22 protein-coding genes are annotated in these 21,282 nt (G+C 62.6%); 11 read left to right on the top strand and 11 right to left on the bottom strand.

The window, feature by feature from the left end; all coding sequences use genetic code 11:
• Window positions 1-14: 14 nt before the first annotated feature.
• Together arr and AC5WEY_RS06720 are read right to left on the bottom strand one after the other, a co-directional pair.
• Window positions 15-443, bottom strand: coding sequence for an NAD(+)--rifampin ADP-ribosyltransferase (arr, locus tag AC5WEY_RS06725; RefSeq protein WP_495645545.1), 429 nt, complete (start codon window positions 441-443; stop codon window positions 15-17).
• 119 nt (window positions 444-562) lie between these two features.
• Complete coding sequence (locus AC5WEY_RS06720) at window positions 563-1,423, bottom strand: NmrA family NAD(P)-binding protein (RefSeq protein ID WP_495645194.1); 861 nt, start codon at window positions 1,421-1,423, stop codon at window positions 563-565.
• 82 nt (window positions 1,424-1,505) lie between these two features.
• On the opposite strand from AC5WEY_RS06720, the gene AC5WEY_RS06715 reads away from it, so the two are divergent.
• Window positions 1,506-2,219 carry a TetR/AcrR family transcriptional regulator gene (locus AC5WEY_RS06715; RefSeq protein WP_495645193.1) on the top strand — a complete coding sequence of 238 codons (714 nt, stop codon included), beginning with the start codon at window positions 1,506-1,508 and terminating at the stop codon, window positions 2,217-2,219.
• A gap of 103 nt (window positions 2,220-2,322) precedes the next feature.
• Here AC5WEY_RS06715 and AC5WEY_RS06710 read toward each other — a convergent pair whose 3' ends face one another.
• The gene (locus tag AC5WEY_RS06710) at window positions 2,323-2,970 is read right to left on the bottom strand and encodes a class I SAM-dependent methyltransferase (RefSeq protein WP_495645192.1); all 648 of its coding nucleotides are present in this window, start codon (window positions 2,968-2,970) and stop codon (window positions 2,323-2,325) included.
• Window positions 2,971-3,031: 61 nt separating this feature from the next.
• Here AC5WEY_RS06710 and AC5WEY_RS06705 point away from each other — a divergent pair, with 61 nt between their 5' ends.
• A complete protein-coding gene (locus AC5WEY_RS06705) occupies window positions 3,032-4,468 on the top strand; it encodes a dihydrolipoyl dehydrogenase family protein (RefSeq protein ID WP_495645191.1) in 1,437 nt (478 codons plus the stop codon).
• Here AC5WEY_RS06705 and AC5WEY_RS06700 read toward each other — a convergent pair.
• Together AC5WEY_RS06700 and AC5WEY_RS06695 are read right to left on the bottom strand one after the other, a co-directional pair.
• A complete protein-coding gene (locus tag AC5WEY_RS06700) occupies window positions 4,440-5,051 on the bottom strand; it encodes a CDP-alcohol phosphatidyltransferase family protein (protein ID WP_495645190.1) in 612 nt (203 codons plus the stop codon). The genes AC5WEY_RS06705 and AC5WEY_RS06700 overlap by 29 nt on opposite strands.
• Window positions 5,048-5,716, bottom strand: a complete 669-nt coding sequence (locus AC5WEY_RS06695) for a TVP38/TMEM64 family protein (protein ID WP_495645189.1) — start codon at window positions 5,714-5,716, stop codon at window positions 5,048-5,050. Before AC5WEY_RS06695 ends, AC5WEY_RS06700 begins: the two co-directional genes overlap by 4 nt.
• A 144-nt stretch (window positions 5,717-5,860) precedes the next feature.
• Here AC5WEY_RS06695 and AC5WEY_RS06690 point away from each other — a divergent pair, with 144 nt between their 5' ends.
• The 4 genes from AC5WEY_RS06690 to AC5WEY_RS06675 are packed head-to-tail and all read left to right on the top strand — an operon-like array spanning window position 5,861 to window position 9,745.
• A complete protein-coding gene (locus AC5WEY_RS06690) occupies window positions 5,861-7,096 on the top strand; it encodes an ABC transporter substrate-binding protein (RefSeq protein ID WP_495645188.1) in 1,236 nt (411 codons plus the stop codon).
• Window positions 7,093-7,932 (top strand): ABC transporter permease, encoded by an 840-nt coding sequence (locus AC5WEY_RS06685; protein WP_495645187.1) that lies wholly within the window; start codon window positions 7,093-7,095, stop codon window positions 7,930-7,932. The genes AC5WEY_RS06690 and AC5WEY_RS06685 overlap by 4 nt, the downstream gene beginning before the upstream one ends.
• Complete coding sequence (locus AC5WEY_RS06680; RefSeq protein ID WP_495645186.1) at window positions 7,929-8,717, top strand: ABC transporter permease; 789 nt, start codon at window positions 7,929-7,931, stop codon at window positions 8,715-8,717. Before AC5WEY_RS06685 ends, AC5WEY_RS06680 begins: the two co-directional genes overlap by 4 nt.
• Window positions 8,714-9,745 carry an ABC transporter ATP-binding protein gene (locus AC5WEY_RS06675; protein WP_495645185.1) on the top strand — a complete coding sequence of 344 codons (1,032 nt, stop codon included), beginning with the start codon at window positions 8,714-8,716 and terminating at the stop codon, window positions 9,743-9,745. The genes AC5WEY_RS06680 and AC5WEY_RS06675 overlap by 4 nt, the downstream gene beginning before the upstream one ends.
• 350 nt (window positions 9,746-10,095) lie before the next feature.
• Here AC5WEY_RS06675 and AC5WEY_RS06670 read toward each other — a convergent pair whose 3' ends face one another.
• From AC5WEY_RS06670 to AC5WEY_RS06660, 3 genes are read right to left on the bottom strand one after another with little or no spacing between them, the layout of a single operon-like run.
• Entirely contained in the window at window positions 10,096-12,039 is a 1,944-nt protein-coding gene (locus tag AC5WEY_RS06670) for a hypothetical protein (protein WP_495645184.1), read from the bottom strand.
• Window positions 12,036-12,608 carry a hypothetical protein gene (locus tag AC5WEY_RS06665; RefSeq protein ID WP_495645183.1) on the bottom strand — a complete coding sequence of 191 codons (573 nt, stop codon included), beginning with the start codon at window positions 12,606-12,608 and terminating at the stop codon, window positions 12,036-12,038. The genes AC5WEY_RS06670 and AC5WEY_RS06665 overlap by 4 nt, the downstream gene beginning before the upstream one ends.
• The gene (locus tag AC5WEY_RS06660; RefSeq protein ID WP_495645182.1) at window positions 12,605-13,975 is read right to left on the bottom strand and encodes a hypothetical protein; all 1,371 of its coding nucleotides are present in this window, start codon (window positions 13,973-13,975) and stop codon (window positions 12,605-12,607) included. The genes AC5WEY_RS06665 and AC5WEY_RS06660 overlap by 4 nt, the downstream gene beginning before the upstream one ends.
• A gap of 703 nt (window positions 13,976-14,678) precedes the next feature.
• Here AC5WEY_RS06660 and gluQRS point away from each other — a divergent pair.
• From gluQRS to AC5WEY_RS06645, 3 genes are all read left to right on the top strand, one after another.
• Window positions 14,679-15,539, top strand: a complete 861-nt coding sequence (gluQRS, locus tag AC5WEY_RS06655; RefSeq protein ID WP_495645181.1) for a tRNA glutamyl-Q(34) synthetase GluQRS — start codon at window positions 14,679-14,681, stop codon at window positions 15,537-15,539.
• Between the two features lie 103 nt (window positions 15,540-15,642).
• Window positions 15,643-16,524 (top strand): hypothetical protein, encoded by an 882-nt coding sequence (locus AC5WEY_RS06650; protein ID WP_495645180.1) that lies wholly within the window; start codon window positions 15,643-15,645, stop codon window positions 16,522-16,524.
• A 79-nt stretch (window positions 16,525-16,603) separates the two neighbouring features.
• Window positions 16,604-17,347, top strand: coding sequence for a queuosine precursor transporter (locus AC5WEY_RS06645; RefSeq protein ID WP_057477236.1), 744 nt, complete (start codon window positions 16,604-16,606; stop codon window positions 17,345-17,347).
• Window positions 17,348-17,443: 96 nt separating this feature from the next.
• On the opposite strand, the gene AC5WEY_RS06640 is transcribed toward AC5WEY_RS06645, so the two are convergent.
• Entirely contained in the window at window positions 17,444-18,652 is a 1,209-nt protein-coding gene (locus AC5WEY_RS06640; RefSeq protein ID WP_495645544.1) for a kynureninase, read from the bottom strand.
• A gap of 138 nt (window positions 18,653-18,790) precedes the next feature.
• Here AC5WEY_RS06640 and AC5WEY_RS06635 point away from each other — a divergent pair, with 138 nt between their 5' ends.
• Complete coding sequence (locus AC5WEY_RS06635) at window positions 18,791-19,174, top strand: BlaI/MecI/CopY family transcriptional regulator (RefSeq protein ID WP_495645179.1); 384 nt, start codon at window positions 18,791-18,793, stop codon at window positions 19,172-19,174.
• Window positions 19,171-20,052, top strand: coding sequence for a M56 family metallopeptidase (locus AC5WEY_RS06630; protein ID WP_495645178.1), 882 nt, complete (start codon window positions 19,171-19,173; stop codon window positions 20,050-20,052). Before AC5WEY_RS06635 ends, AC5WEY_RS06630 begins: the two co-directional genes overlap by 4 nt.
• A 23-nt stretch (window positions 20,053-20,075) precedes the next feature.
• Here the strand turns inward: AC5WEY_RS06630 and AC5WEY_RS06625 are convergent, their stop codons facing one another.
• Complete coding sequence (locus AC5WEY_RS06625; RefSeq protein WP_057477243.1) at window positions 20,076-20,795, bottom strand: VIT1/CCC1 transporter family protein; 720 nt, start codon at window positions 20,793-20,795, stop codon at window positions 20,076-20,078.
• Window positions 20,788-21,264 carry a DUF2231 domain-containing protein gene (locus AC5WEY_RS06620; protein ID WP_495645177.1) on the bottom strand — a complete coding sequence of 159 codons (477 nt, stop codon included), beginning with the start codon at window positions 21,262-21,264 and terminating at the stop codon, window positions 20,788-20,790. Before AC5WEY_RS06620 ends, AC5WEY_RS06625 begins: the two co-directional genes overlap by 8 nt.
• Window positions 21,265-21,282 lie beyond the last annotated feature (18 nt).

Here is a 21,282-nt window from a genome sequence, read left to right as displayed (position 1 = left end):
CCAAAACTCACCGGCTAGTCGTAGAGAACCGCGGTTCCCGTCTGTCTCAACTTCTCCAGGCCGTCTCGGAATCGCTCCAGGTATTCGGGCGAATGACCGACCCAGTCGGTCATCTCCTCGACGATCCGCACCGGTTCCGCGCTGCGATACGAGTGGGTCGGGTTGCCGGGGAACTTCTTGTCCGTCACGTTCGGATCGTCCTCGACACTGCCGGTCGGCTGCACGATGTAGACCCTAGGACGCCCTTCGCCGACGGCCATCTCGGCCGCCAGTACGGCACCGTCCAGCACCTTGGTCATGTAGATGAAGTTCGAGATGTGGTCGGGACGGTAATTGGAGCGGTAACCGGGAATCAAGAAGTCACCAGGTTCGAGATCGGCCTTCGTGCCATGAAAGTAGGCACCGGACTCGTGCACGCGAAATCGTTCCGGTGTATCGGCCATGTCTGCCATAGAAACTCCTCCGTGTCGGTAGCCGGAAGAGTGTGCACCAGCGATGGGGCCTTGCCGCAAGCCCCCATCCCAGCGATAAACTGAAGGCAACGGTGGCGGGCACGGCCATGTCACGTCGCGCGTTCACTCGACACGAGAAAGTCACGCGTAGTTCGTGGTTCGCGACCGAGCAGTTCGCCCAACAGCGGGTCGGTACCGGCGAATCGGCCGTCGTGGGCGGCGAGAAAGATGCCAAGGGTGAAGCGAGCCATGAACTCGTTGGCTCCTGCAGCCACGCGATGGGCGATCCACTGCTCCTCACCCACGATCGATACCTCGATCTCTCTACCCACGACTTTCGACGCAATGGCCGCTACCTCGGTCATTGTCGGGGCATCGCGGGCCGTCAACACCGTGGGGCCCTCGTATGCACCATCCGACGTGAGTATCGCGGCAGCAGCTTCCGCCGAATCTGCTCTGTCGGTCCACGAAACAGGGCCGTCCACGGGTATGGATACAACGCCGGTCTCGCGCCAATCGCCCATGACGAATTCGAGGCTGTGTGCGTAGAAGCCGTTGCGTAACGACGTCCACGCCACACCGCTGTCGGCCAACATCTGCTCGGTCGCAGCATGATCGCGCGCAGGCTTGAACGGACTGTCGAGCCCCGCGCCCTGATGACTCGTATAGAGAATACGTCCGACACCGGAGGCAACCGCTGCGTCGATCGCGTTGCGATGCAACGCGATCGCGTCGGCCCCGGGGTCACTGGACGAGACGAGCAACACCTGGTCTGCCCCGGTGAAGGCCGTCGTCAGTGAGTCCGGGACCGCGTAATCGCCTCGACGCACCTGCAACCCTCGGTCCGCGAAACGTTGCGCTCGGGCCGTATCTCGAACTGCGACGACGATCTCCGAGGGGGGAACGAGTTCGAGTAGATGGTCGACGGTGGCACCGTTCAATGCACCGGTAGCTCCGGTTATGACGATCATGACGGCCTCCTGTTATCGATGGAATTACCCTGACGGTATCATCGGAAACACATTGATAGCAACAGTGCGTTATCGTCGATACGTGAAGGATTCGCCGACGAGCACCAGGGACACCACACGTCGACGAATCGTCGATGCCGCAGCTCGGCTTCTTCAGGAAAACGGCCCGGGGGCGGTGACCACTCGCGGCGTTGCCGAGTCGGCCGGAGTTCAGGCACCGGCCATCTACCGATTGTTCGGGGACAAGAACGGTCTGCTCGACGCCGTTGCCGAACATGTGATGGCCACCTATGTGTCCACCAAATCCGAGATCGTCGGCAACGAGCTCGTCGAGAACGGTGACCCCGTGGAGGATCTGAGAACCGGATGGCGCGCACAGATCGAGTTCGGAATCGCCAACCCCACCTTGTTCGTTCTACTCAGCGACCCTGCTAGAGCGCCCGATTCTCCAGCGGTTCGGGAAGGCGCAGCCATTCTCGCGACACGGGTTCATCGGATAGCTCGCACCGGCCGCCTTCGGGTCACCGAGCAGCGCGCGGTGGAGCTGATTCATGCCGCTGGCACTGGTGCAGTCTTGACCATTCTTGGAACACCGCACGATCGACGCGACCTCGGAGTCGCCGACGAGCTGTTCGATGCAGTCATGCGCCACATAGTGATCGACACACCTCGGTATCCCGAGAGCTCTGTGCACGGTGCAGCAATTACCCTGCGGGCCTCGATTTCAGACATCGACGTACTGAGCATTTCGGAGCGGCAGTTGTTGGCAGAATGGCTCGATCGAATATCCGGGTGACGATGCATCCGATGCGCGCCGATGGGGAGCTCGGGACGCTTACGGGCTCACCCTGCGGGTCGAGGCCGACCTCGCATGCCGTCGAGCCGTTCGACGACACCGTTCACGAGCTCCGCCCTGCAGGGTGGGAGCCGACAGTCCCGACACGTACCTGGATGTGCCCGCCCCGCACCGAAGCGGAGTTCAGCGGCTGGAGTCGTGGAGTCATCGCCGTCCACGGATGCGCCTCGATGTCCGAACCACCCAGTCGACACGCAAGCTTCGCAAGCGGGGTCCACGCAGCCGCTCGTCCGACGGGCCGCTGCATGTCGACGACGGCCACAACGCCGCCCACTCGCGTAGCCGCGATCATCGATTCGAGGGCCGCCTGCCACGGCGTCATCAGTGAGAGCGCGTAGGTGCTCAGGGCCGCATCGAACGGGGTCTCACCCAGATCCGCCGATGTCAGGGCGGTGGCGTCGGCGGCGACGAGCGTGACGTTGTTCCAGCCGGACCGGTCGGCTCGCCGTCGGGCCTGTTCGAGCATCTGCGGGCTGGCGTCGATTCCGGTGATCGAACCGGTCGGGCCGATCATCCGCTGCAACCCGGCGAAGTTCAGTCCCGTCCCGCAGCCGAGATCCAGAACATGGCTTCCGCTAGGCAGATTCAGCAGCTCGAACGCCGCCTCCCGGCCGGCGCGATACACCGGCCATTCGAAGGAGATCACGTCGTACAGGCGCGCCGAGAGGGTGTACTTGGTCGGTCGTCTCATTCTCGGTCCATTCGGGGCAGGGCACAATCGGGTTATGGGAATCCGTCGTTCGTCTTCGAGTGTGCCCGAGAACCGTGCAGACGTAGTTGTGGTGGGCGGCGGCACTGCGGGCATCGTGGCCGCGAAGACCGCCGCCGGCTTCGGCGTTCGCGTCGTATTGATCGAGCGGGACCGCACCGGCGGCGATTGCCTGTGGACCGGATGTGTGCCGTCCAAAGCGCTGCTCGCGGCGGCTTCGGTGGCGCAGACGGTCCGATCCGCGTCCGGGTTCGGCATCGTCACCCAGCCACCGATCGTGGATTTCGTGCGCGTGATGCAGCACGTGCACGGCGCGATCGCCGAGATCGCACCGATCGATTCACCGGAGGCTCTCACCGAGGCAGGAGTCCATGTGATCCACGGCGACGCCGTCTTCACCGGGCCGAACACGGTGAGCGTCGGTACGCGGATACTCCACTTCGGTCAGGCGATCGTAACCACCGGCGCGCATCCCACGGTGCCGGCGATCGACGGCATCGAGCGCGTGGACTACCTGACCAGCGATACCCTGTGGGATCTGAAGGACATGCCGCACAGACTGCTGATCGTCGGTGCTGGCTCGGTGGGTTGCGAAATGGCGCAAGCATTTTCGCGCCTCGGTGCGGACGTGACTCTGGTGGGACGGTCGGCGACGATTCTGCCCCGTGAGCACACTGAGGCCTCGTCGATTCTCACGCAGGCACTGACAGACGAGGGCGTGCGGGTGCTGACCTCTACCGCGGTCGTGCGCATCGACAACGGCTCAGCCATGACCGACACGGGCGTAGACATCGAATTCGACCGGGTGCTGATCGCCACCGGACGGACTCCGCGCACCGCGACACTCGGCTTGGACACTGCCGGAGTAACGTTGGACGACAACGGATTCGTGCAGGTCGACGAGAATCTGCGGACCACCAATCCCCGCATCTGGGCGGCGGGAGATCTCACCGGTCACCCGCAGTTCACGCACACCGCCGGCGTGCACGGCAGCCTGGCCGCGAGCAACGCGGCGCTGGGCCTGAACCGAAAGGTGAGCACGACGGGGACGCCGCGGGTGACGTTCACCGATCCCGAGATCACCTCGGCCGGAATCGATGTACGAACTGCGCAGGAGCGGGGGCTTCGACTGCAGATCCTCGACCACCACCACGTCGACCGCGCCGTCACCGAAAGAGCAACGAACGGATCCACGACGCTGGTGCTCGACGCCAAGCGACGCATCGTCGGGGCCTGCGTGGTGGGTCCGCGAGCGGGCGAGACAATCGGGGAGCTGATCATCGCCATCGAGCAGGGCCTGCGTACCCGCGATCTCGCAGGGGCCACCCATCCGTATCCGACGTACAACGACGGGCCGTGGAACGCAGCGATCGCGGACGTGAAGGCGCAGTTGGGTTCTCCGGTGATTTCCCGAGCAACGGCCGCACTGGCGACGGTGCGCGGCACGTGGATCAGGAGAGAGCGCGATACCCCGCGATGATCCGCTGGGTGGAGCTCACCGCGACCACCGCCGCCCACACCACCGCGATCTGCCACGAGATTCCAGGTAGCAGCAACCAAAGACTGTGCACCGCAATGGTTTCGGCACCCTCGGCCAATCCCCCGAGGAACGACAGCGAGCGGCCGTCGTCGATGGTGCGACCGGTGCGCTCGGCAATCGAGGAGAACGCAAGAAACGCGGTCCCGTTGATGTAGTACGCCAACAGCACCAGCAGGAACGGCCACCAAGGGGCGTCGTATGCGGCCGAGGCACCCACCGCGACGCCCACCACCGTGGTGCCGTAGACCACGAAGTCGGCTGTGATGTCGAAGAATCCGCCGGCACCGCCCGTATTGGAACGCCGACGCGCAAGAGGCCCGTCCAGACCGTCGGCGATTCTGGAGACGATCCACAACACCAACGCGAGCCACCAGAACTGCAGGCCCGCTGCCAGTGCACTACCGAGGCCCAGTACGAGTCCAGCGGCGGTGATCCGGTCCGGGGTGATCGCGGGGCGGTCGAGGGCACGGGCACAGCGATCGAGCGGGTCTTCGAGGTGGCGCCGCAGGAAACTGTCGATCATTCGGCTGCACCGGTGAGTCCCAGGCGTCTCGCCAACAGTGCCGAACCCGCCGCGATCGCCAGCACCGCGAGCAGTGCGATGGCGAACGGCCACGACAGCGGCGAGGTCCCGTAGGCCCCGAGCGCGGTGTAGGCGACGGTCGCGGGCACGATGCCGATCATGGTGCCCACCACGTAGTCACGTTGCCCCACCGCACTGACTCCGGCCGCGTAGTTGACCAAGGAGAACGGCAGCGGCACCAGCCGCACGAGCAGAACCGACAGCAATCCGCGTCGTCCGAGCATGGCGTCGAGCCGGCGGAGTCTGTCCCATTCCGTGCGCGCCACCTGACCGCGGCCCAGCGCCCGCGCTCCCCAGTACCCGAGGTAGGCCCCCATCGTGGCGGCGAACACCACGACGATTGCGCCCACCGCCAATCCGAACAGCAGTCCCGACGCGATGGTCAACGTGCTGGCGGGGAACGGGGTGGCCGACAGGACGGCGTAGAGCACGACGAACAGCGCGATGCCCCAGGGCCCGGCCGACGCCACTCGATCACGGATGAACGACGGGTCGGGCAGGTCGACGGTGCCGAGCACGATCACCAGAGCGATGACGACCACGGCAGCCGCGAGCAATTTCAGGGTGGTGCCGCGGCGACTACGCGTCGGGCGGTCCTGCGTCACGATGTGTACCTCTCGTCCGACGGTCAGGATCCATTGTGCACACAGCCGGAGTGACGGCGAGTTCAGCGGTTGTCTCATACGACCGATTACGGTGGTGAGGGCAGCGTCGACGACGGCTGCTTCGGTTGATCTGGAGGACCCACAGTGATTCGATCGGTACGGCGTGCAGTGACGATTGCAGCGAGCGCAGGACTGCTGCTCACCGCCTGCGCTGCGCCGGATTCGGAAGCACCGATCGCCGAGGCGCAGTCGTGGAGCGAGATCCAACAACAGGCGCAGGGACAGACGGTCTCGCTGTGGATGTACGGCGGCGACGAGCAGGGCAACGCCTACGTCGACGACGTGCTCACGCCCGCGGCGGCCGAAGCGGGCGTCACGCTGCGCCGCGTGCCGGTCGAATCGACTACCGACGCCGTCAACCGCATCCTGTCCGAGCGGCAGGCCGGGGTCACCGACGGCGAAGTGGACCTGGTGTGGGTCAACGGCGCGAACTTCGGTACCGGTAAGCAAGCCGGCGCGTGGCTGTGCGGTTGGACGCAGAACCTGCCGAACATGGAACTGACCGATCCCGAGGATCCACTGCTGCTCGACGACTTCGGCACCCCGGTCGAGAACTGCGAATCACCCTGGCACAAAGCTCAATTCACCCTGGTCTACAACGCTGCGGCCATCCCGAATCCGCCTACGACGTTCGACGGCGTGCTCGACTGGGCGAAGGCCAACCCCGGCCGCTTCACCTACCCCGCTCCCCCGGACTTCACCGGCTCGGTGTTCGTACGTGAGGCGCTGATCAATGCGTCCGGCGGCGTCGACGAGGTGCCCGCTCAGTTCGATCAGGACTCTTACGATCGCCTGGCCCCAGCACTGTTCGATCAGTTGAACGAGCTCGCGCCGTCGCTCTGGCGCGAAGGCACGACGTATCCGCAGTCCTCGTCCGAGCTCGACGCCCTCTATTCCGGCGGTCAGGTCGACATGACCATGACGTATGGCCCCGCAACCCTTCCGAAACTCGTCGCCGACGGCACCTTCCCGCCGGAGACCCACGTCCTGACTCTCGACGAGGGAACCGTCGGGAATGCGAGTTTCCTTGCCATTCCGTCGACGTCGGGGAAGTCGGCCGCGGCGCAGGTGGTTGCCAATCTCGCGTTGTCGCCCGAGCAACAACTTGCAAAGGCGACGCCGGACGTGTGGGGCCAGTTCACTCCGTTGGACATCGCGCGACTGACCCCGGAGGAGAGGGCGCAGTTCGAGCAGCTCCCGTCCTCGCCGGTGGTTCCTTCGTACGAGGTGATCTCGGCGAACGCGCACCCGGAGCTGTCCGCGGAGTGGGTCACCCCGCTCGACGAGGGATGGCGTCGAAGCGTGCTCGCCGGTCAGTGAGCGCGACCACGAGGAGCTTTCGCGGCACAGCGGCGGTCCTCCCCGCCGTCGTCTTGGTTGTTCTCGTCGTCGGCGGCGGTCTCGGAACCGTGGTGCTGCAGAGCCTGGGTCTGATGCCGTTGGTCGGAACCCCCGAACTATCGGTCGACGCGTACTCCGCTCTTGGCGGTGATCTGTGGCGCTCGGTGGTGCTGACGCTGTCGATTGCCATTGTTTCGACGGCATTGGCCACGGCGATCGGTCTTGCCGCGGCACTGACGGCGTTGTCGGGTGGACGCGCAGCCCTCGTTGCCGCCGGGTTGACCGTCACGGTTCCGCACCTGATCGGTGCCGCGGCGATGGCGCTGTTGCTGGCAGATTCAGGGATGCTGCCCCGCATTCTCGGCATGACCGACGGCGGCTGGCCGGAGATGGTCGGTGGGAAGTGGTGGATCGCCGTTGTCGCCGAATATGCCTGGAAGGAATCGGCTTTCGTGGCTGTCGTCGTGGCCGGGACGCTTGCCACCCGAGTAGCCGCATTTGACGAGACGGCCGCGACCCTGGGCGCAGGCCGATGGGCTCGGCTGCGACTGGTCACGCTGCCATTGGCGCGCCCCGCGCTGATTGCGTCGGCGGCCATCGCGTTCGCCTACACCGTCGGATCGTACGAGGTGGCCCGCATTCTGGGCCGACCGTATCCGGAACCGTTGTCGGTCATGGCCATCCGCCTGTTCACCTCGATCGATCTTCAGACGCGTCCGCAGGCAGCCGCCGCCGCGACGATCGCCACCGCTTTGACGGTGGTCGTGGCCGCAGTGGCACTGCACTATCTGCGCAGATCGGCAGCGTGGAAATGAACAAGGTGGAAGTGAACAAGGTCCTCCCATCTGTCGGCAGGTCCGTCCTGGTTCTGTGGTTCTTGCTGCCGCTGATTCCGGTTGTTCTGTGGGCCATCAGCAATCGCTGGTCGTTTCCCGGTTCGGTTCCTCAGGAATGGGGATTCGACGGCGTCCGCAGTGCCCTCAATGCCGGGGGCGTCGATGCTTTCGTGCGGTCGACCCTGCTCGCTCTCGCCGTCGCCGCTATCGCAACGCCTTTGGGCGCGTTGGCCGCTCGCGCCCTCGTGAACGGTACTGTGCGTTTCCCCGCTGTGGTGGCCGGCGTTCTCTTCGCACCACTGGCCCTGCCCCCGTTCGCGGTGGCATTGGGGCTCGATGTCCTGGTGCTGCGCTCGCGCATTCCGAGCACGGTGGCGGTGATCGCTCTGCTGACCGTCGCGGCGATCCCATACACGACGTATCTGATGCGAGTGGCGTTCGGAGCGTACGACATCGGCTACGAGGAGGAGGCTCGCACTCTCGGTGCGTCGAGTGCCATGGTGCTGCGTCGGATTCGTATTCCGCTGTTGGCTCCGGCGTTGGCGGGGGCTGCGTTGCTCGCGTTCCTCGTGGCGTGGAGCGACTACGTGATTACTTTGTTGATCGGTGGAGGCAGACTGGTCACCGTGCCCATCCTCGTTGCCTCGTTCGCTGCCGGGACCGGTAACGATTCTGTGGTGGCTGCACTGTCGGTCGCCGCCGTCGTGCCGCCACTGTTATTGGTGCTCATGCTGGCCCGGTTGCGTCGTAGGAGTGCGCGATGAGCGTCGAACTGTCCGTCCACGGCCTCACGAAAGTCCATGCCGATCAATCGGTTGCGGCACTCGACTCACTGGATCTCACCGTGCCACCGGGATCCTGCACGGCGATTCTCGGACCCTCGGGCTCGGGCAAGAGCACTGCGCTACGGCTCATCGCGGGTCTGGATTCCCCCACCGCGGGCACGGTGCAGATCGACGGCCACGAGGTGAACGGCGTTGCGGCCGAGAACCGCGGGGTGGGGATGGTGTTCCAGCGTCCGATGTTGTTCCCGCACATGTCGGTACTCGACAACATCGGCTTCGCCTACCGCGCTGCCGGAGAGAGTCGCAAGCGGTCGCGCGAACGTGCCCGGGAGTACCTCGACCTGGTCCATCTCGGCGACATCGGAGATCGTGCGGTGTCCGAGGTGTCGGGCGGGCAGGCCCAGCGGGTGGCATTGGCGCGTTCGCTCGCCGGCTCACCGCGAGTCTTGCTGTTGGACGAGCCCTTCAGCGCGCTGGACCCGGTGTTGCGCACCGAGATGCACGACCTGGTGCGCGAATTGCGCTCGACGCTGGATCAGACTCTGCTACTCGTCACCCACGATCAACAGGAAGCGGCCGTGCTGGCCGATTCCGTGGCGGTGCTCATCGACGGCCGATTGGAGCATCACTCCGATATCGCGACCGCCTACACGCGTCCGAGCACGCTGGCGGTCTCGCGACTGATGGGCGGGGTCAACGAAATCGAGGGGCAGTGGGATGGGGTTGGGGTGCATCGCTCCGAGCTCGGGGAGTTGGAGGTCGAGGGGGTTTCATCTCCGGCTGGGCCCGCCGTTTTGCTGGTGCGTCATGAGCTGATCACTTTGGATGACAACGGGATTCGTGGGGTTGTTTCGGGCCTGAGGCCTACCGGATTTCGCAGCATCGCCGATGTGACCGTGGGGTCGGTGACCGTGAAGGTCGAGTTGGCGGCGGGATCTGCGGTAAAGGTCGGGGAGGCAGTGGGGTTGAAGATTCCGGGTGGGGCGCGGTTTGTTGTCGCAGGTTGAGCTCGAAGATGTGGCAGCCGGCATCACTCGTGCCCGATCCCGACGCTCGGGCAAATCACTCAGCCACGAAAACCACAGTTACCGCACCGTCAAGGAGCGACGACGCAGGGGTCGAGTGAGCCGTGAATGAGCACCCTGGGTAGGCACCGGCTTCGCGCCAGAGCCTACTGCCGAGGTTGTGGAGGGGCGAGCGCCGCCGAGATGATCAAATTATGCAATCGAGAAAATTGCGATCCGAGACCACTGGTCTGATACGAATGCATCGTCTACCGACCTGGAGATGCGCCCGGACGGCACAGCTAGCGCGGTGGCGATACCAAACAATCCAATCTTGCTGTCTGAATTATCTGTTAGTCAGTCGAATCTGTTTCTATAGTTAAGGGTTTCACCGCTTCGCGACCTGGATGATGAATTGTATATATGGTGGGATGATCGTAATTGAAGTCTAGTTGTGCATAGTCTCTACGGTAGTGAGCCGGCAGTTCGTTGTCTCCAATGATCATCTGAACGCGGTCTTTCGCCGCGTCAGCCATCGTGACAAGGCGACGATAAAGTGCTGAAGAAAGGTCATCACTATCGTTCAAAGACGTGCGAGGGCTATCGATTAGTAAGAATGCGGGATACTGCGTGTCGCGCCGACGAATTGCAACGGTCAGCAGGCTCACCCAATACGCAACCTGAGTGACGGTGCGGACGCCGCCAACGGGGCTGAATTTATCAAACGCCTTGCCGTTCAATGTTGGAAGATAGTTCTTACGATTTACAGCGGCAGATTTCACGCTAGGAATACCAATTTCGGCTACAGTCACCCCAAACTCGTCGTCAATTTCGTCCAAAATTTCAATTCTTCTAGCATCAAGCACGGATTGCGCGTCCAGCAATTGCGCGCGCAATTTTGTCAATTGATTCAGGAAACCAGCTGCTTTTGATTCAAGATCGTCAGCACGATCCCATTGACGCAGGGTCTTCTCAAGCTCTTCGATACGCGACTCCGCCCGTGCCAACTTTGACGTTGCGTCGGAATAGGCTTGTAGCTGAGGGGTAATTCGCATCGAAGTACGCGAATTAATTTGCACACTCAGATCTTCCACAAGATTTTGCCGACTGGCCGCTGAGTCAGCCACATTTTCAATCTCGGTTTCCGTTCCGAAGATCTGAGCATCGAATTCTGCAACCTGCTCGACGAGATGCACCAGCTCATAATTAGATCCAGAATCAATAGCCTCATCACTAAGGGCGACAGGATCTTCCTGTAGGCACAGGCGGCAGGCATGCTCCGGTATCGTCCGTTTGCGCACATCTTGCATGCAACGAGGGCAAACTGCGAACTCTATCTTCGCAATACGCTCACCGGCGTCGATCATTTTCTTGAGTCGGGCGATGTCTTGCTGCAGAAGGCTGCGCTCCCGCACGAAATCCTGCTTTTGTTGAACGAGTAGTGTCAGCGCATTCTGGGCCTCAGCGGCGTTTTGCTCAGCTTCTAGCAGAAGATCTCTAAGGGTTCTTGTTTCGTCGTCGATAACTGGAGATAGCATGTTTTCGATATTGGTCAACGCCTGTTCGGCGCTGTACTTTTCTTTGGTTGCCTCGAACTGGCTACGCTCTGCCTCAAGACGGCTTTCAGTGTGACTGTCGGAGAGAAACTGCGACACAATATCAAAGTCACGTTTGGCGACTTCGTATTCTGACTGAATAGTGGCAATCTCTGACTGCATGTCCAGAATGTAGGGGTTTGTGAGCCCAAAAAGAAGCTCGAAAACAGCTCGACGTTTAGGCTGATAGTAGTTGTCTCCACTGCCTGCTATCTGCTCATTTATGCTACCTTGAGAGACATACATGTATTTAAATACGTCATAGAATGTGATTCGTGCACCCGGATTGGTTGACCCAGGTTTGGTGGTGGCGGCCCTCATGTCATCCGGCAAGTCCATGGCGGCAAGAAGCAGCGAGTTGAGAGAAGGCTCGTCTTGGCTCACGTAATGTTCTGGAAGCGCTGTTTGTTCGGTGAGATCACGCAGTTTCACCGTGCGAGCTCCGGGAGAAGATATTGAACGGGTTATAGAGTAGCGCTCGCTACCAATCGCTAAATCGAGAGTAACGCTAGTGATGCTCGTGATAACGACGTCTGCCAAAAGGCCGTCACCGCCGAGTCCATACTTTACAAGCTCGAAAAGAGTGCTTTTCCCAACCCCCACGCTGCCCGCCAGCACTGTGAGCGGTCCTGGAAACGAGTGCGTGACCGTTCCTTCGATAGTATCTAAAGAAATGGATTCCAATCTGAAATTAGTGGTCATTTGATCAACTCCCGATGTGGCCGATCCATTAACGAAGGCAGGTTGCTATAGACAAGATCTTTGAGGTTGTTGCCATTTAGACCAGCTGCGCCGTCGGCGACGGCAAAGCACCGATCGTTGATTGCTGACCAATTCGGTAGGGAGCCCATCTCCAGTGCAGTCTTTTTCCCGAGCGGAGTTGGTGCCAACGCGACGCTGCCTTTTCTCCCCCGCACGTACTTCAGGAGGCCCCGGCCAACCAGCGAACCTATAATCGGGTAGTACCGGTCGTCCCAGGGGCCGTATTTGTATCTCGTCATGGGTGCTTCTACATCGGTTGGCGAGAGCGAACTGTTTTGGTCGAGGTGCAGGCGCTTGTCCGAAGGGTCCATAGTCCGAAGTACGACAGGACCGAGAGCCGGGTATCGCGTGAGGAAGTCCAACTTTGCCAGCTTCGTGAGTCCATCCACCTTCTTGCTATGTCCCTCTGTCGCCGCGACAGCGGTGACAAGAAGCAAAACCCGAACCTGGTGGTATGCAAGGTCCTCGCGTAACGCTTCCAAGTGTTCTGCGAGCGGGTTGTCGATCATATTGATGCCCCACCAGTCGGCAACGCCTTGGCCTGCGCTATGGCAGCGTCGACATCAAATTTTGGACTGAACCACACTTGACAGCGCGCGACTAGGTCGCACACCCCACCGAGTAGTAGTTCTGCGTCCAGCCCGGTACCTACTAGCGATTCGGGTTGGTGCTCAAACCGCTTCGACAATGAAGCCCAGTACGCGCCGCCCCAGTCACCCTCGGTAGTGCGTACCGAAGCTGTCTCGTCGTCTGCGACGCGGTGCAGTTTCCGTTCGAGCGGTCTCTGTTCTGCGGAGCTTCCGGGGACGCTGTCCCGTCGTTCGCGGCGGTAGCGCAAGTAGTCAAGCCGGAGTCGTTCAGCACGCTCGATACTGGTCTCCGAGCAACCTCCAGCAGCCATTTTCACACCGAGCTTCGTCACCCTGGGCGCGGGTGTAAGTGGTAGGAACGCGACTGGGTGATCAAGTGCCACCTTTATCGCGACTCCAATATCGCTTATCGTGATCGTCCGGCTGTCGAGGTTGGATGCGTGAGTATGACTTGTCCGATCCGCAGGTCCTACGCCTACGACTGGCAAGCCGCCCCGCTTTGACGGTCCTCGCGCGCGCATACGAGCTCTGAATAATTGCAGTACCGAATGCCAAATGGCTGACGCGAGGTGCTCTGAACAGCCGATTTCTCGCGTCAGAGGTTGCGCGTACAAGCTGGGGGCGGCGTGCCCCACGAACTCACGGTTGGGTCGGGATTGGTCAATCGAGAGGACAGCAAGGAACTCTGATACGGCGGCCCTCAGATCATCATTGATAGTTAGCTTTGTGGCGCGTGCGTGTTCGGGGGCCTGCCACGCGGGCGGCAGACCCTTCCTGTACATCATCAATGACCGTGCAAGTTTATCGATACCGTCCTTGAGCAATGCCTTCTCGTCAGCAGTTAGATCCTGGCCGGACCGTGAGCGGTGCATTAACAGAGGGCAAGCCGCCAGGTTAGCGGCCTCACCGGTGGCGGCTGCGGCGGACGTGACGAGCCGGACGGTAGCAGTTTGTCCGAGCTGCAACCAACGGGCGAACAGGTGGCCAAGGCCACCGTCGTTGACCAGAACCGTGACAGTCTGCCAGGCTCCTGAAGCCGCTTCCCGATGCTTCGCCGAAACCAATTCGGCGGTCAACCCGGCTTGTACAATCCAGTCTTCGTGGATTTCACAGATAAAGCGAATATCGACGCCCTCGCCGTCCTTCTTCTTAAGCTGAAGGTGTTGCAGGTAGGCGGCCAACCCTTCCGCGGCTGCCATTGCTGCTTGCCAATCAAATAAGTCAGCAGTCTGCGCACCTGCATCGTCGCTGGGGTGAACACCCAAGACGTCGTGGATCGCGCTCATCGAGGCGTGGCCCGTCGACGTTGAGTCTTCACATCATCTCCAAACTCTCAGATGGACAACGGTGGATTCGAGAACAGTGGCGCGTAACGTGCACGCTACTGTCCGCAGGCTCCAATTTGTGGATTGGCGTCCATGAGGCAGCGTTCGACGGGATACCGGGATTCAGTAACTCCTAGAGAACTCCTAGAGCCCGATCTCGGTGACTGCATTACTCACGAGCGGTGCGTGCTCGCGGCGGTACACCTCGACGGAGTCGGGTGCGCCGGAAGCGTCACGTGACCGTTCGTGTCTCACCAGGCCGGAGGAGCGCCTCCAAGTGGCGGCGTAGTCCTATCCGTTCCCTCCGAGCGGTAGGACTGCATGGCGCTCGCGACCCAGTTCGCGACGGCAGACGGAATTTCCGGCTCGACAGCCGCCGACCGGTCACTCTCGGGGATGCCTACTGCAGTGGGCACCGATGTTGTTCGGCCTGGTCGAGAGTCCATCTCGGCAACCTAGCGCAGGTCACCGACACGTCTGTAGGGCGAAACTACGCTGAGTGGGGAGTTCACTCAAGACGGTGCGGAAGATGCAATCTACGACACTAGATCTGGTTCGGTCCGTTCTGGGCGAGCCCAGTTCAGAGCTTCGGGCGGATTACACAACTGCCAGTCGGACCGCGACCACCACCCACCCCCAGCACACCTGAAACTAAGCTCCTCCCATGCCCGCCGGACGCTTCGCTCCCAGTCCCTCGGGCGACTTGCATCTCGGCAATCTGCGCACAGGCTTACTGGCCTGGCTCTTCGCCCGCTCCACCGAACGACGTTTCGTGATGCGCGTCGAGGATCTCGATCGCGTGAAACCCGGCTCGGAGCAGCGCCAACTCGAGGACCTCGCCGCCATCGGCATCGACTGGGACGGGCCCGTCATGCGGCAATCCGAGCGTCGGGAGATCTACGACGCCACGATTCGCGCGCTCACCGCCGCGGGGATGACATACGAATGTTTCTGCACGCGTCGGGAAATCCTGCAGGCCGCATCGGCCCCGCATGCACCCGACGGCGCATATCCCGGCACCTGCAGAAACCTGACCGCTGACGAGAAAGCCGCCAAGGACCGCCCACCGGCCATCCGATTACGTTCGCAGGTAACCGAATTCACCGTCGTCGATCAGCTGCACGGCCTGTTTCGGGGCCAGGTGGACGACTTCGTGCTCCGCCGATCCGACGGCGTCCCCGCCTACAACCTTGCCGTCGTCGTCGATGACGGTGCGCAAGGCGTCGACCAGATCGTGCGCGGCGACGATCTGCTCACCTCCGCGCCTCGCCAGGGATATCTGGCTCAGCTCCTCGGTCTCACCCCGGCCACCTACGTCCATGTTCCCCTCGCGCTGAATATCGAGGGCAAGAGATTGGCCAAACGCGACGGTGCCGTCACACTGCGCGAACGGCCCGACGGGTGGGCACTCATCACCGCCTCCCTCGGCATGCCCGGAGCGAAGAACGCCGAGGAGCTGCTGGAGAAGTGGAAGCCGACGCGGATACCGCGCGAACCGTGGGTGTTCGACCCCGCAAATCTCTGATCTACGAACCGATCGAGATCACGTTGCAACGCGACAGGACCCAACTCAGGATCAATCGGACGTACAGTGGCCGCGACAACTCAACCCGAGGGAGAAGGACACGATGACCTCAGGCGGCTACGACCCCGACAAGGATCCACAGAACCCCGGTGGCTATCCACCACCGCAGGGTGGCTACCCACCACCCGGCAACTACCCGCCCCCTGCACAGGGCAACTACCCACCGCCTGGGAGCTACCCACCTCCTCCCGGCGAATACCCCCAGCAAGGCGGCTACCCGCCACAGGGTGGCTACCCACCTCCTCCACAGGGCAGCTACCCACCGCCCCCACAGGGCAACTACCCGCCGCCCCCGTCGTTCGGTAACGAGCCGATGGCGACGCAGTTGTCCGTCGGAACGGCCATCGGTTACGGCTTCGAGAAGTTCAAGCAGAACGCACTCGTCTGGGTCGGCATCGTCCTCGCCGCCGGAATCATCCAGGTCGTTCTGAACTACGTGTTGAGCTCCGACAGCTTCTTCCTCAGCTTGATCTTCAGCGTCATCATCGGTGTCGTCTCACTCCTCATCCAGGCGGCACTCGTTCGCGGCGCTCTGCACGAGGTCGACGGGATCAAGCCCGCGTTCGGGTCCTTTTTCCAGTTCGGCAATGTTGCCGCCGTCGTCATCGCCGGCATCCTGGTCGGCATTGCAACCGGCATCGGCTACATCTTGCTGGTCATCCCCGGCATCGTCATCACGTTCTTCACCTGGTGGACCTTCCAGTTCGTCATCGACCGCGGCGACGAACCCATCCCCGCCATCAAGGCCAGCGCCCAGGCGATCGCCTCGAACGGTGGCACGATCTTCGTGCTCGCGCTCGCTCTGTTCGGCCTCAACATCGTCGGCGCGATCTTGGTCGGCATCGGCCTACTGGTGACCATCCCGATCACGATCATCGCCGGAACCTACGCCTACCGCGTCACGGTGCGTGGACGCGTCGCCTGACCTGTAGTCCGCCTCGATGGGCGCGCATCCCTCACCCGGGGATTCGCGCCCATCGTCGTCTCGGTGCTTGGATCGAGCAGTGACTACTACCGAACACACCGCCCCCAACGGCGGCACCGAGTCTGGGCAGGCCACGTTCGCTCACATCAGCAAGGGTTACTACGCCCCGATCGTCGCGCTCTTCGTGGCGACGCTGCTGATCTCGAACGTGGCCGCCAGCAAAGGTGTCGCCTTCTTCGCCTCGTCCGACGTCATGCTCGGACCGTTCCAAATTCTGCCGATCAATACCGACGGCGCATTCTTCCTCTTCCCCCTCGCCTACATCCTGGGTGACGTGCTCAGCGAGGTCTACGGCTTCAAGGCCACGCGCCGCGCGATCTACCTCGGATTCGGCTCCCTGCTGCTCACCTCCGTGTGCTTCTGGATCGCCATCGAACTCCCCGCCGCCTCGTTCTACGAGAACCAGGCCGCCCTCGAGAGCGTCGTCGGCGTTGTCCCCCGACTGGTCCTTGCCGGTCTCGCCGGCTACACCGTCGGGCAGCTCCTCAACTCCGTCGTGCTGGTCAAGATCAAGGAACGCACCAAGGAAAAGCACCTGTGGGCGCGACTGATCGGGTCGACCATCGTCGGCGAATTCTTCGACACCCTGATCTTCTGCTCCATCGCCGCCGGAGTCATCGGCATCAGCACCTGGACCGACTTCATCAACTACGTCATCGTCGGATTCCTGTGGAAGACGCTGGCCGAGGTCATCGTCATGCCGATCACGTACCGCGTGATCTCGTACATCAAGAAGCGCGAGCCGTCGTATCAGGATGGCTAGGACGCGACCCATTTCATACTGAGGTCGAAGTAACGCTCCCGGGCCGTCTCGCAGGCGGTGACGGCCCGGGTGCCCGAGCGTCAGGGCGTCAGGGCGTCAGGACCGAAGTTCGTCCCGAATCGCCGTGACACCCAGATACACCTCGTGGTACGAGGTACTCAGTGGACTCAATCCCAGCCGGATGCCCTGCGGCGCCCGGTAATCCGGGATGACGCCCTGCTCCCATAGGCGAGCGGTGATGGCCATGAAATCCGGGTGGTCGATGGTGACGTGACCGCCGCGCCTACTCGAATCCTCCGGTGACGCGATCTCCACGCCGAGGGGCACCAGCATCTCTCGGACGAGCTCGAGGGCGTATTCGGTCAGCGCAACGGACTTCGCACGGATCGCGTCCATGCCCACCTCGGCGATCATCTCGATGGTGTCTTGCATCGCGATCATCCCGAACACCGACGGCGTTCCACTGATGACGCGTCGAATGCCCTGTGCCGGAACGTAACCCTGCGCCATCTCGAACGGATCGGCCCGGCCCATCCACCCCCAGATCGGCTGGACGAAGTCGCCCTGAAGATCACTGCGCACGTATGCGAAGGCCGGTGATCCCGGACCTCCGTTGAGGTACTTGTACGTGCACCCGACCGCCAGATCGACTCCCCAGGAATCGAATTCCATCGGTACCGAACCGACGGAATGACACACATCGAGCAAAATCAGAGCGCCGGCCGCGTGCGCGATACGAGTTGCCTGGGCCGCATCGACGAGGAAGCCGGAACGGTAGGCGACGTGGGTGATGACCACCAAGGCGGTGTTTTCCCCGACCACCTCGGCGAGTTGTTCCGGCGTGATGCCACCGCGGCGGTCGGTATCGATCCACCGCAGCGTCATATTCGACTCGGCCGCAATACCTTCGAGCAAGTATCGGTCGGTTGGAAAGTTGTCACGGTCGATGACGATCTCGGTGCGGCCAGGCCGCATAGCGATCGCCGCCCGCGCCAGCTTGTACAGCAGAACCGTCGTCGAATCGCCGATCGTGGTCTGGCCGGGTGCGGATCCCAGGGTGGCGTCGGCCAGGGCGTCGCCGATGGTGACGGGGAGGTCGAACCACTGCTCGTCCCAGCCGCGGATGAGGCGTCCACCCCAGGCCTCCGTCATGAAGGTGTTGATCCGTTCGAGGCTTGCCTTGGTCGGACGACCCAGCGAATTGCCGTCGAGATAGGCATTGATCGACGGGTCGTCGGAACCGAGGAACTTGTCCCTATAGCTCCGGAGCGGATCCTTCTCGTCGAGTTCGAGTGCACGTTGCATCATCGTACGATTTCCGTTCTCACAGCTCCAGTATGTGCGTCGACGACAGTCCCGTGCCGACCGCCGTATCGAGGACGTACATCCCTCACGTGAACACTGGTCGTGGCCTATCCTGGAAGTACCCGACCCGAGTGAGGAATGGCAGTGCGTAGAGCGTCCGGACAGTTGGAGGAGTCGATCCTCGAGTTGCTCGGCCAGCACACGGAATTGTCGGTTGCTCAGGCACGGGAGCATCTCGGCGCGGATCTCGCCCACACGACCGTCATGACTGCATTGGTGCGGTTGCACGGCAAAGGCCTCGTCGATCGCGAGCGGCGAGGGCGTTCCTTCGTCTACACCCTCAACGCCCCGGTCGACGAGATCCCCGCGCTTCGCGCCGCGATGCGAATGCGCACCGAACTCGGTGCCAGAGCCGAGCGCGCCGACGTACTGGCCAGTTTCGTGGCCGCACTCGACCCCGAGGACGAGGCCACGCTGAGAGAGTTGCTCGCCAAGTCGGATTCAGCCGAGCAGCATCGATGACTCTGCTCCTCATCGTGGCCGTGCTGCCGTGGGCGCTGTCGCTGCTGCTGCGCTTCGGAGCCGACCACATCGACCGCCGAATCAACCCGTCGACCGCTGTCGTTCTGCTCCCGATCCTGTCGATGGTCACGGCGTTTGCAGTCGCCGGATCCCTGGCCGCGCTTGCTGCGGTCCTACTCACGTCGGATCGACTTGTGTGGGTGTCACTGGGAATCGTCATCTGCGCGTTGATGTTCTGGCGTGCCGTCGAAGTAATCCGTCATGTCCGACGCGTAGTCGTCAGTACATCCATCGCATCCGAATTCGGTGACGAGGCGCGAGCGACGGGCGGCATCGTCGTGGTCGACTCCGACGTTCCCGACGCCTTCGCCGTCCCCTCGGGCGGAGGTGCCGTCGTGATCACCACAGGTCTGGTGGAAGCGCTGTCGGACAACGAATTACGAGCGGTGCTCGAACACGAGCGCGCGCACCTGCGGCACCGTCACAGCGTGTGGATCCAGATGTGCGAGATCGCAGCCGGAGTCGATCCGATTCTCGGGCCGCTGACCGTCACGGTACGACACGCTGCGGAGCGTCAAGCAGACGAGAGCGCGGCTGCTACGGGCCGTCGAGATACGTTGTCTGCCATAGCCAGAACTGCTCTGCTTCGGGCCCATCTCGACCACGGAACCCGCACTCTCGCCAGTACCGGCGGCGACGTCGTGCGACGCGTGCAGGCACTGAGTGAACCGCCGCGGCACCGTGCCGACCGCGGAATTCTCGCCGCCGGACTGGTCCTCGTCCTCGCGTTCACCGTCATCTCGGTGGCGTTGTTCGACGTCGTCCAGGATGTGGTGGTACCCGAAACCGGAGAAGCCGCCACCTCGATCTTCCGCTGACCTGGATCTTCCGCTGACCTCGGTCAGATGCCCGCGACGCCCGCGAGTTGGCCGATCGCATAGGTGACCGCCATCGCGATCGCACCACCGATCACGATTCGAGTGACCGCCGGGCGACTGGGCGCTCCACCGAGGCGTGCGCTGATAGTTCCGGTCAACGCCAGTGCCAGCAACACCACGACGAATGTGACCGGAATGCGCAGCGAAGCGGACAGCAGCAGGATCGACAGCAACGGCAAGAGCGCACCACTGATGAACGACACAGCCGACGACGCGGCCGCTTGCCACGGATTGGTCAGCGCATCCGGGTCGATTCCCAATTCGACGTCCACGTGCGCGGCAAACGGATCGTGGTCGGTGAGTTCGCGAGCGACGGTCTGCGCAGTGTCCGCCGACAGCCCCTTGGCCTCGTACAGTGCCGCGAGCTCGGCCAGTTCCTGCTCGGGTTGCTCGTCCAGTTCTCGGCGTTCCTTGATCAACAGCGAACGCTCGGCGTCACGCTGCGTGCTCACCGAGACGTACTCCCCTAGTGCCATGGATACAGCTCCTGCAACCAGACCGGCAACGCCTGCGGTCAGCAGCGACCCACGGTCGGTGGTTGCGGCCGCGACACCGACGACCAGACCGGCGGTGGAGACGATGCCGTCGTTGGCACCCAACACCCCGGCTCGAAGCCAGTTCAGTCGGCCTGACAGATCACCGTGAGGCTCGTGATCGTGCAGGCTCGGCTCGGGCTCACTCATCGCCGGCCGTCGCCGATACGTCGTCCCATGCGGCGCGAGCGCCGGACTCTCCGATTCTGTACACCTGGACGATTGTGGTCGCTCCGATCACGACTGCCAACACCACCACCATGATGGACTGCCACCGGACGGGCGCGTTTCCCCGACGCTCACGCAGATGCAGGAACACGAGTGCCGCGGCGACGACGACCAGACCGACGGAGAAGTAGATCATCCAGTCGCCGATCTCGGTGTGCGTTTCGACCGCGGCGGTTTCCGGGACACGCTTCTCGAGCCACTCGCCGGCCTCGGTCGTCAGCGGAGTCAGCACCAACGTGAACACAGCAAGGGCCGCAATGAGCCACACGAGCCTGCTGCGCACACCGGACCAGATACTGGCGGCGACAGCGAGGATCGCGGTGAGCGGTGCCAGCACCACGATGAAGTGAACGAGCAGAATGTGGGCCGGTAGGCCGTTGAAGGTGGACATGGGTTCTCCCGCTGGTCT

The organism is Rhodococcoides sp. S146-33 (assembly GCF_059489205.1).
This window is presented reverse-complemented; position numbering and strand designations above follow the sequence as displayed.

Coding starts and splice junctions, on each gene's coding strand:
- AC5WEY_RS06650 (WP_495645180.1), top strand. CDS start 15,643: ATGACCTCAGGCGGCTACGACCCCGACAAGGATCCACAGAACCCCGGT.
- AC5WEY_RS06625 (WP_057477243.1), bottom strand. CDS start 20,795: ATGAGTGAGCCCGAGCCGAGCCTGCACGATCACGAGCCTCACGGTGAT.
- AC5WEY_RS06665 (WP_495645183.1), bottom strand. CDS start 12,608: ATGATCGACAACCCGCTCGCAGAACACTTGGAAGCGTTACGCGAGGAC.
- AC5WEY_RS06660 (WP_495645182.1), bottom strand. CDS start 13,975: ATGAGCGCGATCCACGACGTCTTGGGTGTTCACCCCAGCGACGATGCA.
- AC5WEY_RS06700 (WP_495645190.1), bottom strand. CDS start 5,051: ATGATCGACAGTTTCCTGCGGCGCCACCTCGAAGACCCGCTCGATCGC.
- AC5WEY_RS06675 (WP_495645185.1), top strand. CDS start 8,714: ATGAGCGTCGAACTGTCCGTCCACGGCCTCACGAAAGTCCATGCCGAT.
- AC5WEY_RS06630 (WP_495645178.1), top strand. CDS start 19,171: ATGACTCTGCTCCTCATCGTGGCCGTGCTGCCGTGGGCGCTGTCGCTG.
- arr (WP_495645545.1), bottom strand. CDS start 443: ATGGCCGATACACCGGAACGATTTCGCGTGCACGAGTCCGGTGCCTAC.
- AC5WEY_RS06635 (WP_495645179.1), top strand. CDS start 18,791: ATGGCAGTGCGTAGAGCGTCCGGACAGTTGGAGGAGTCGATCCTCGAG.
- AC5WEY_RS06680 (WP_495645186.1), top strand. CDS start 7,929: ATGAACAAGGTGGAAGTGAACAAGGTCCTCCCATCTGTCGGCAGGTCC.
- AC5WEY_RS06640 (WP_495645544.1), bottom strand. CDS start 18,652: ATGCAACGTGCACTCGAACTCGACGAGAAGGATCCGCTCCGGAGCTAT.
- AC5WEY_RS06620 (WP_495645177.1), bottom strand. CDS start 21,264: ATGTCCACCTTCAACGGCCTACCGGCCCACATTCTGCTCGTTCACTTC.
- AC5WEY_RS06670 (WP_495645184.1), bottom strand. CDS start 12,039: ATGACCACTAATTTCAGATTGGAATCCATTTCTTTAGATACTATCGAA.
- AC5WEY_RS06710 (WP_495645192.1), bottom strand. CDS start 2,970: ATGAGACGACCGACCAAGTACACCCTCTCGGCGCGCCTGTACGACGTG.
- AC5WEY_RS06720 (WP_495645194.1), bottom strand. CDS start 1,423: ATGATCGTCATAACCGGAGCTACCGGTGCATTGAACGGTGCCACCGTC.
- gluQRS (WP_495645181.1), top strand. CDS start 14,679: ATGCCCGCCGGACGCTTCGCTCCCAGTCCCTCGGGCGACTTGCATCTC.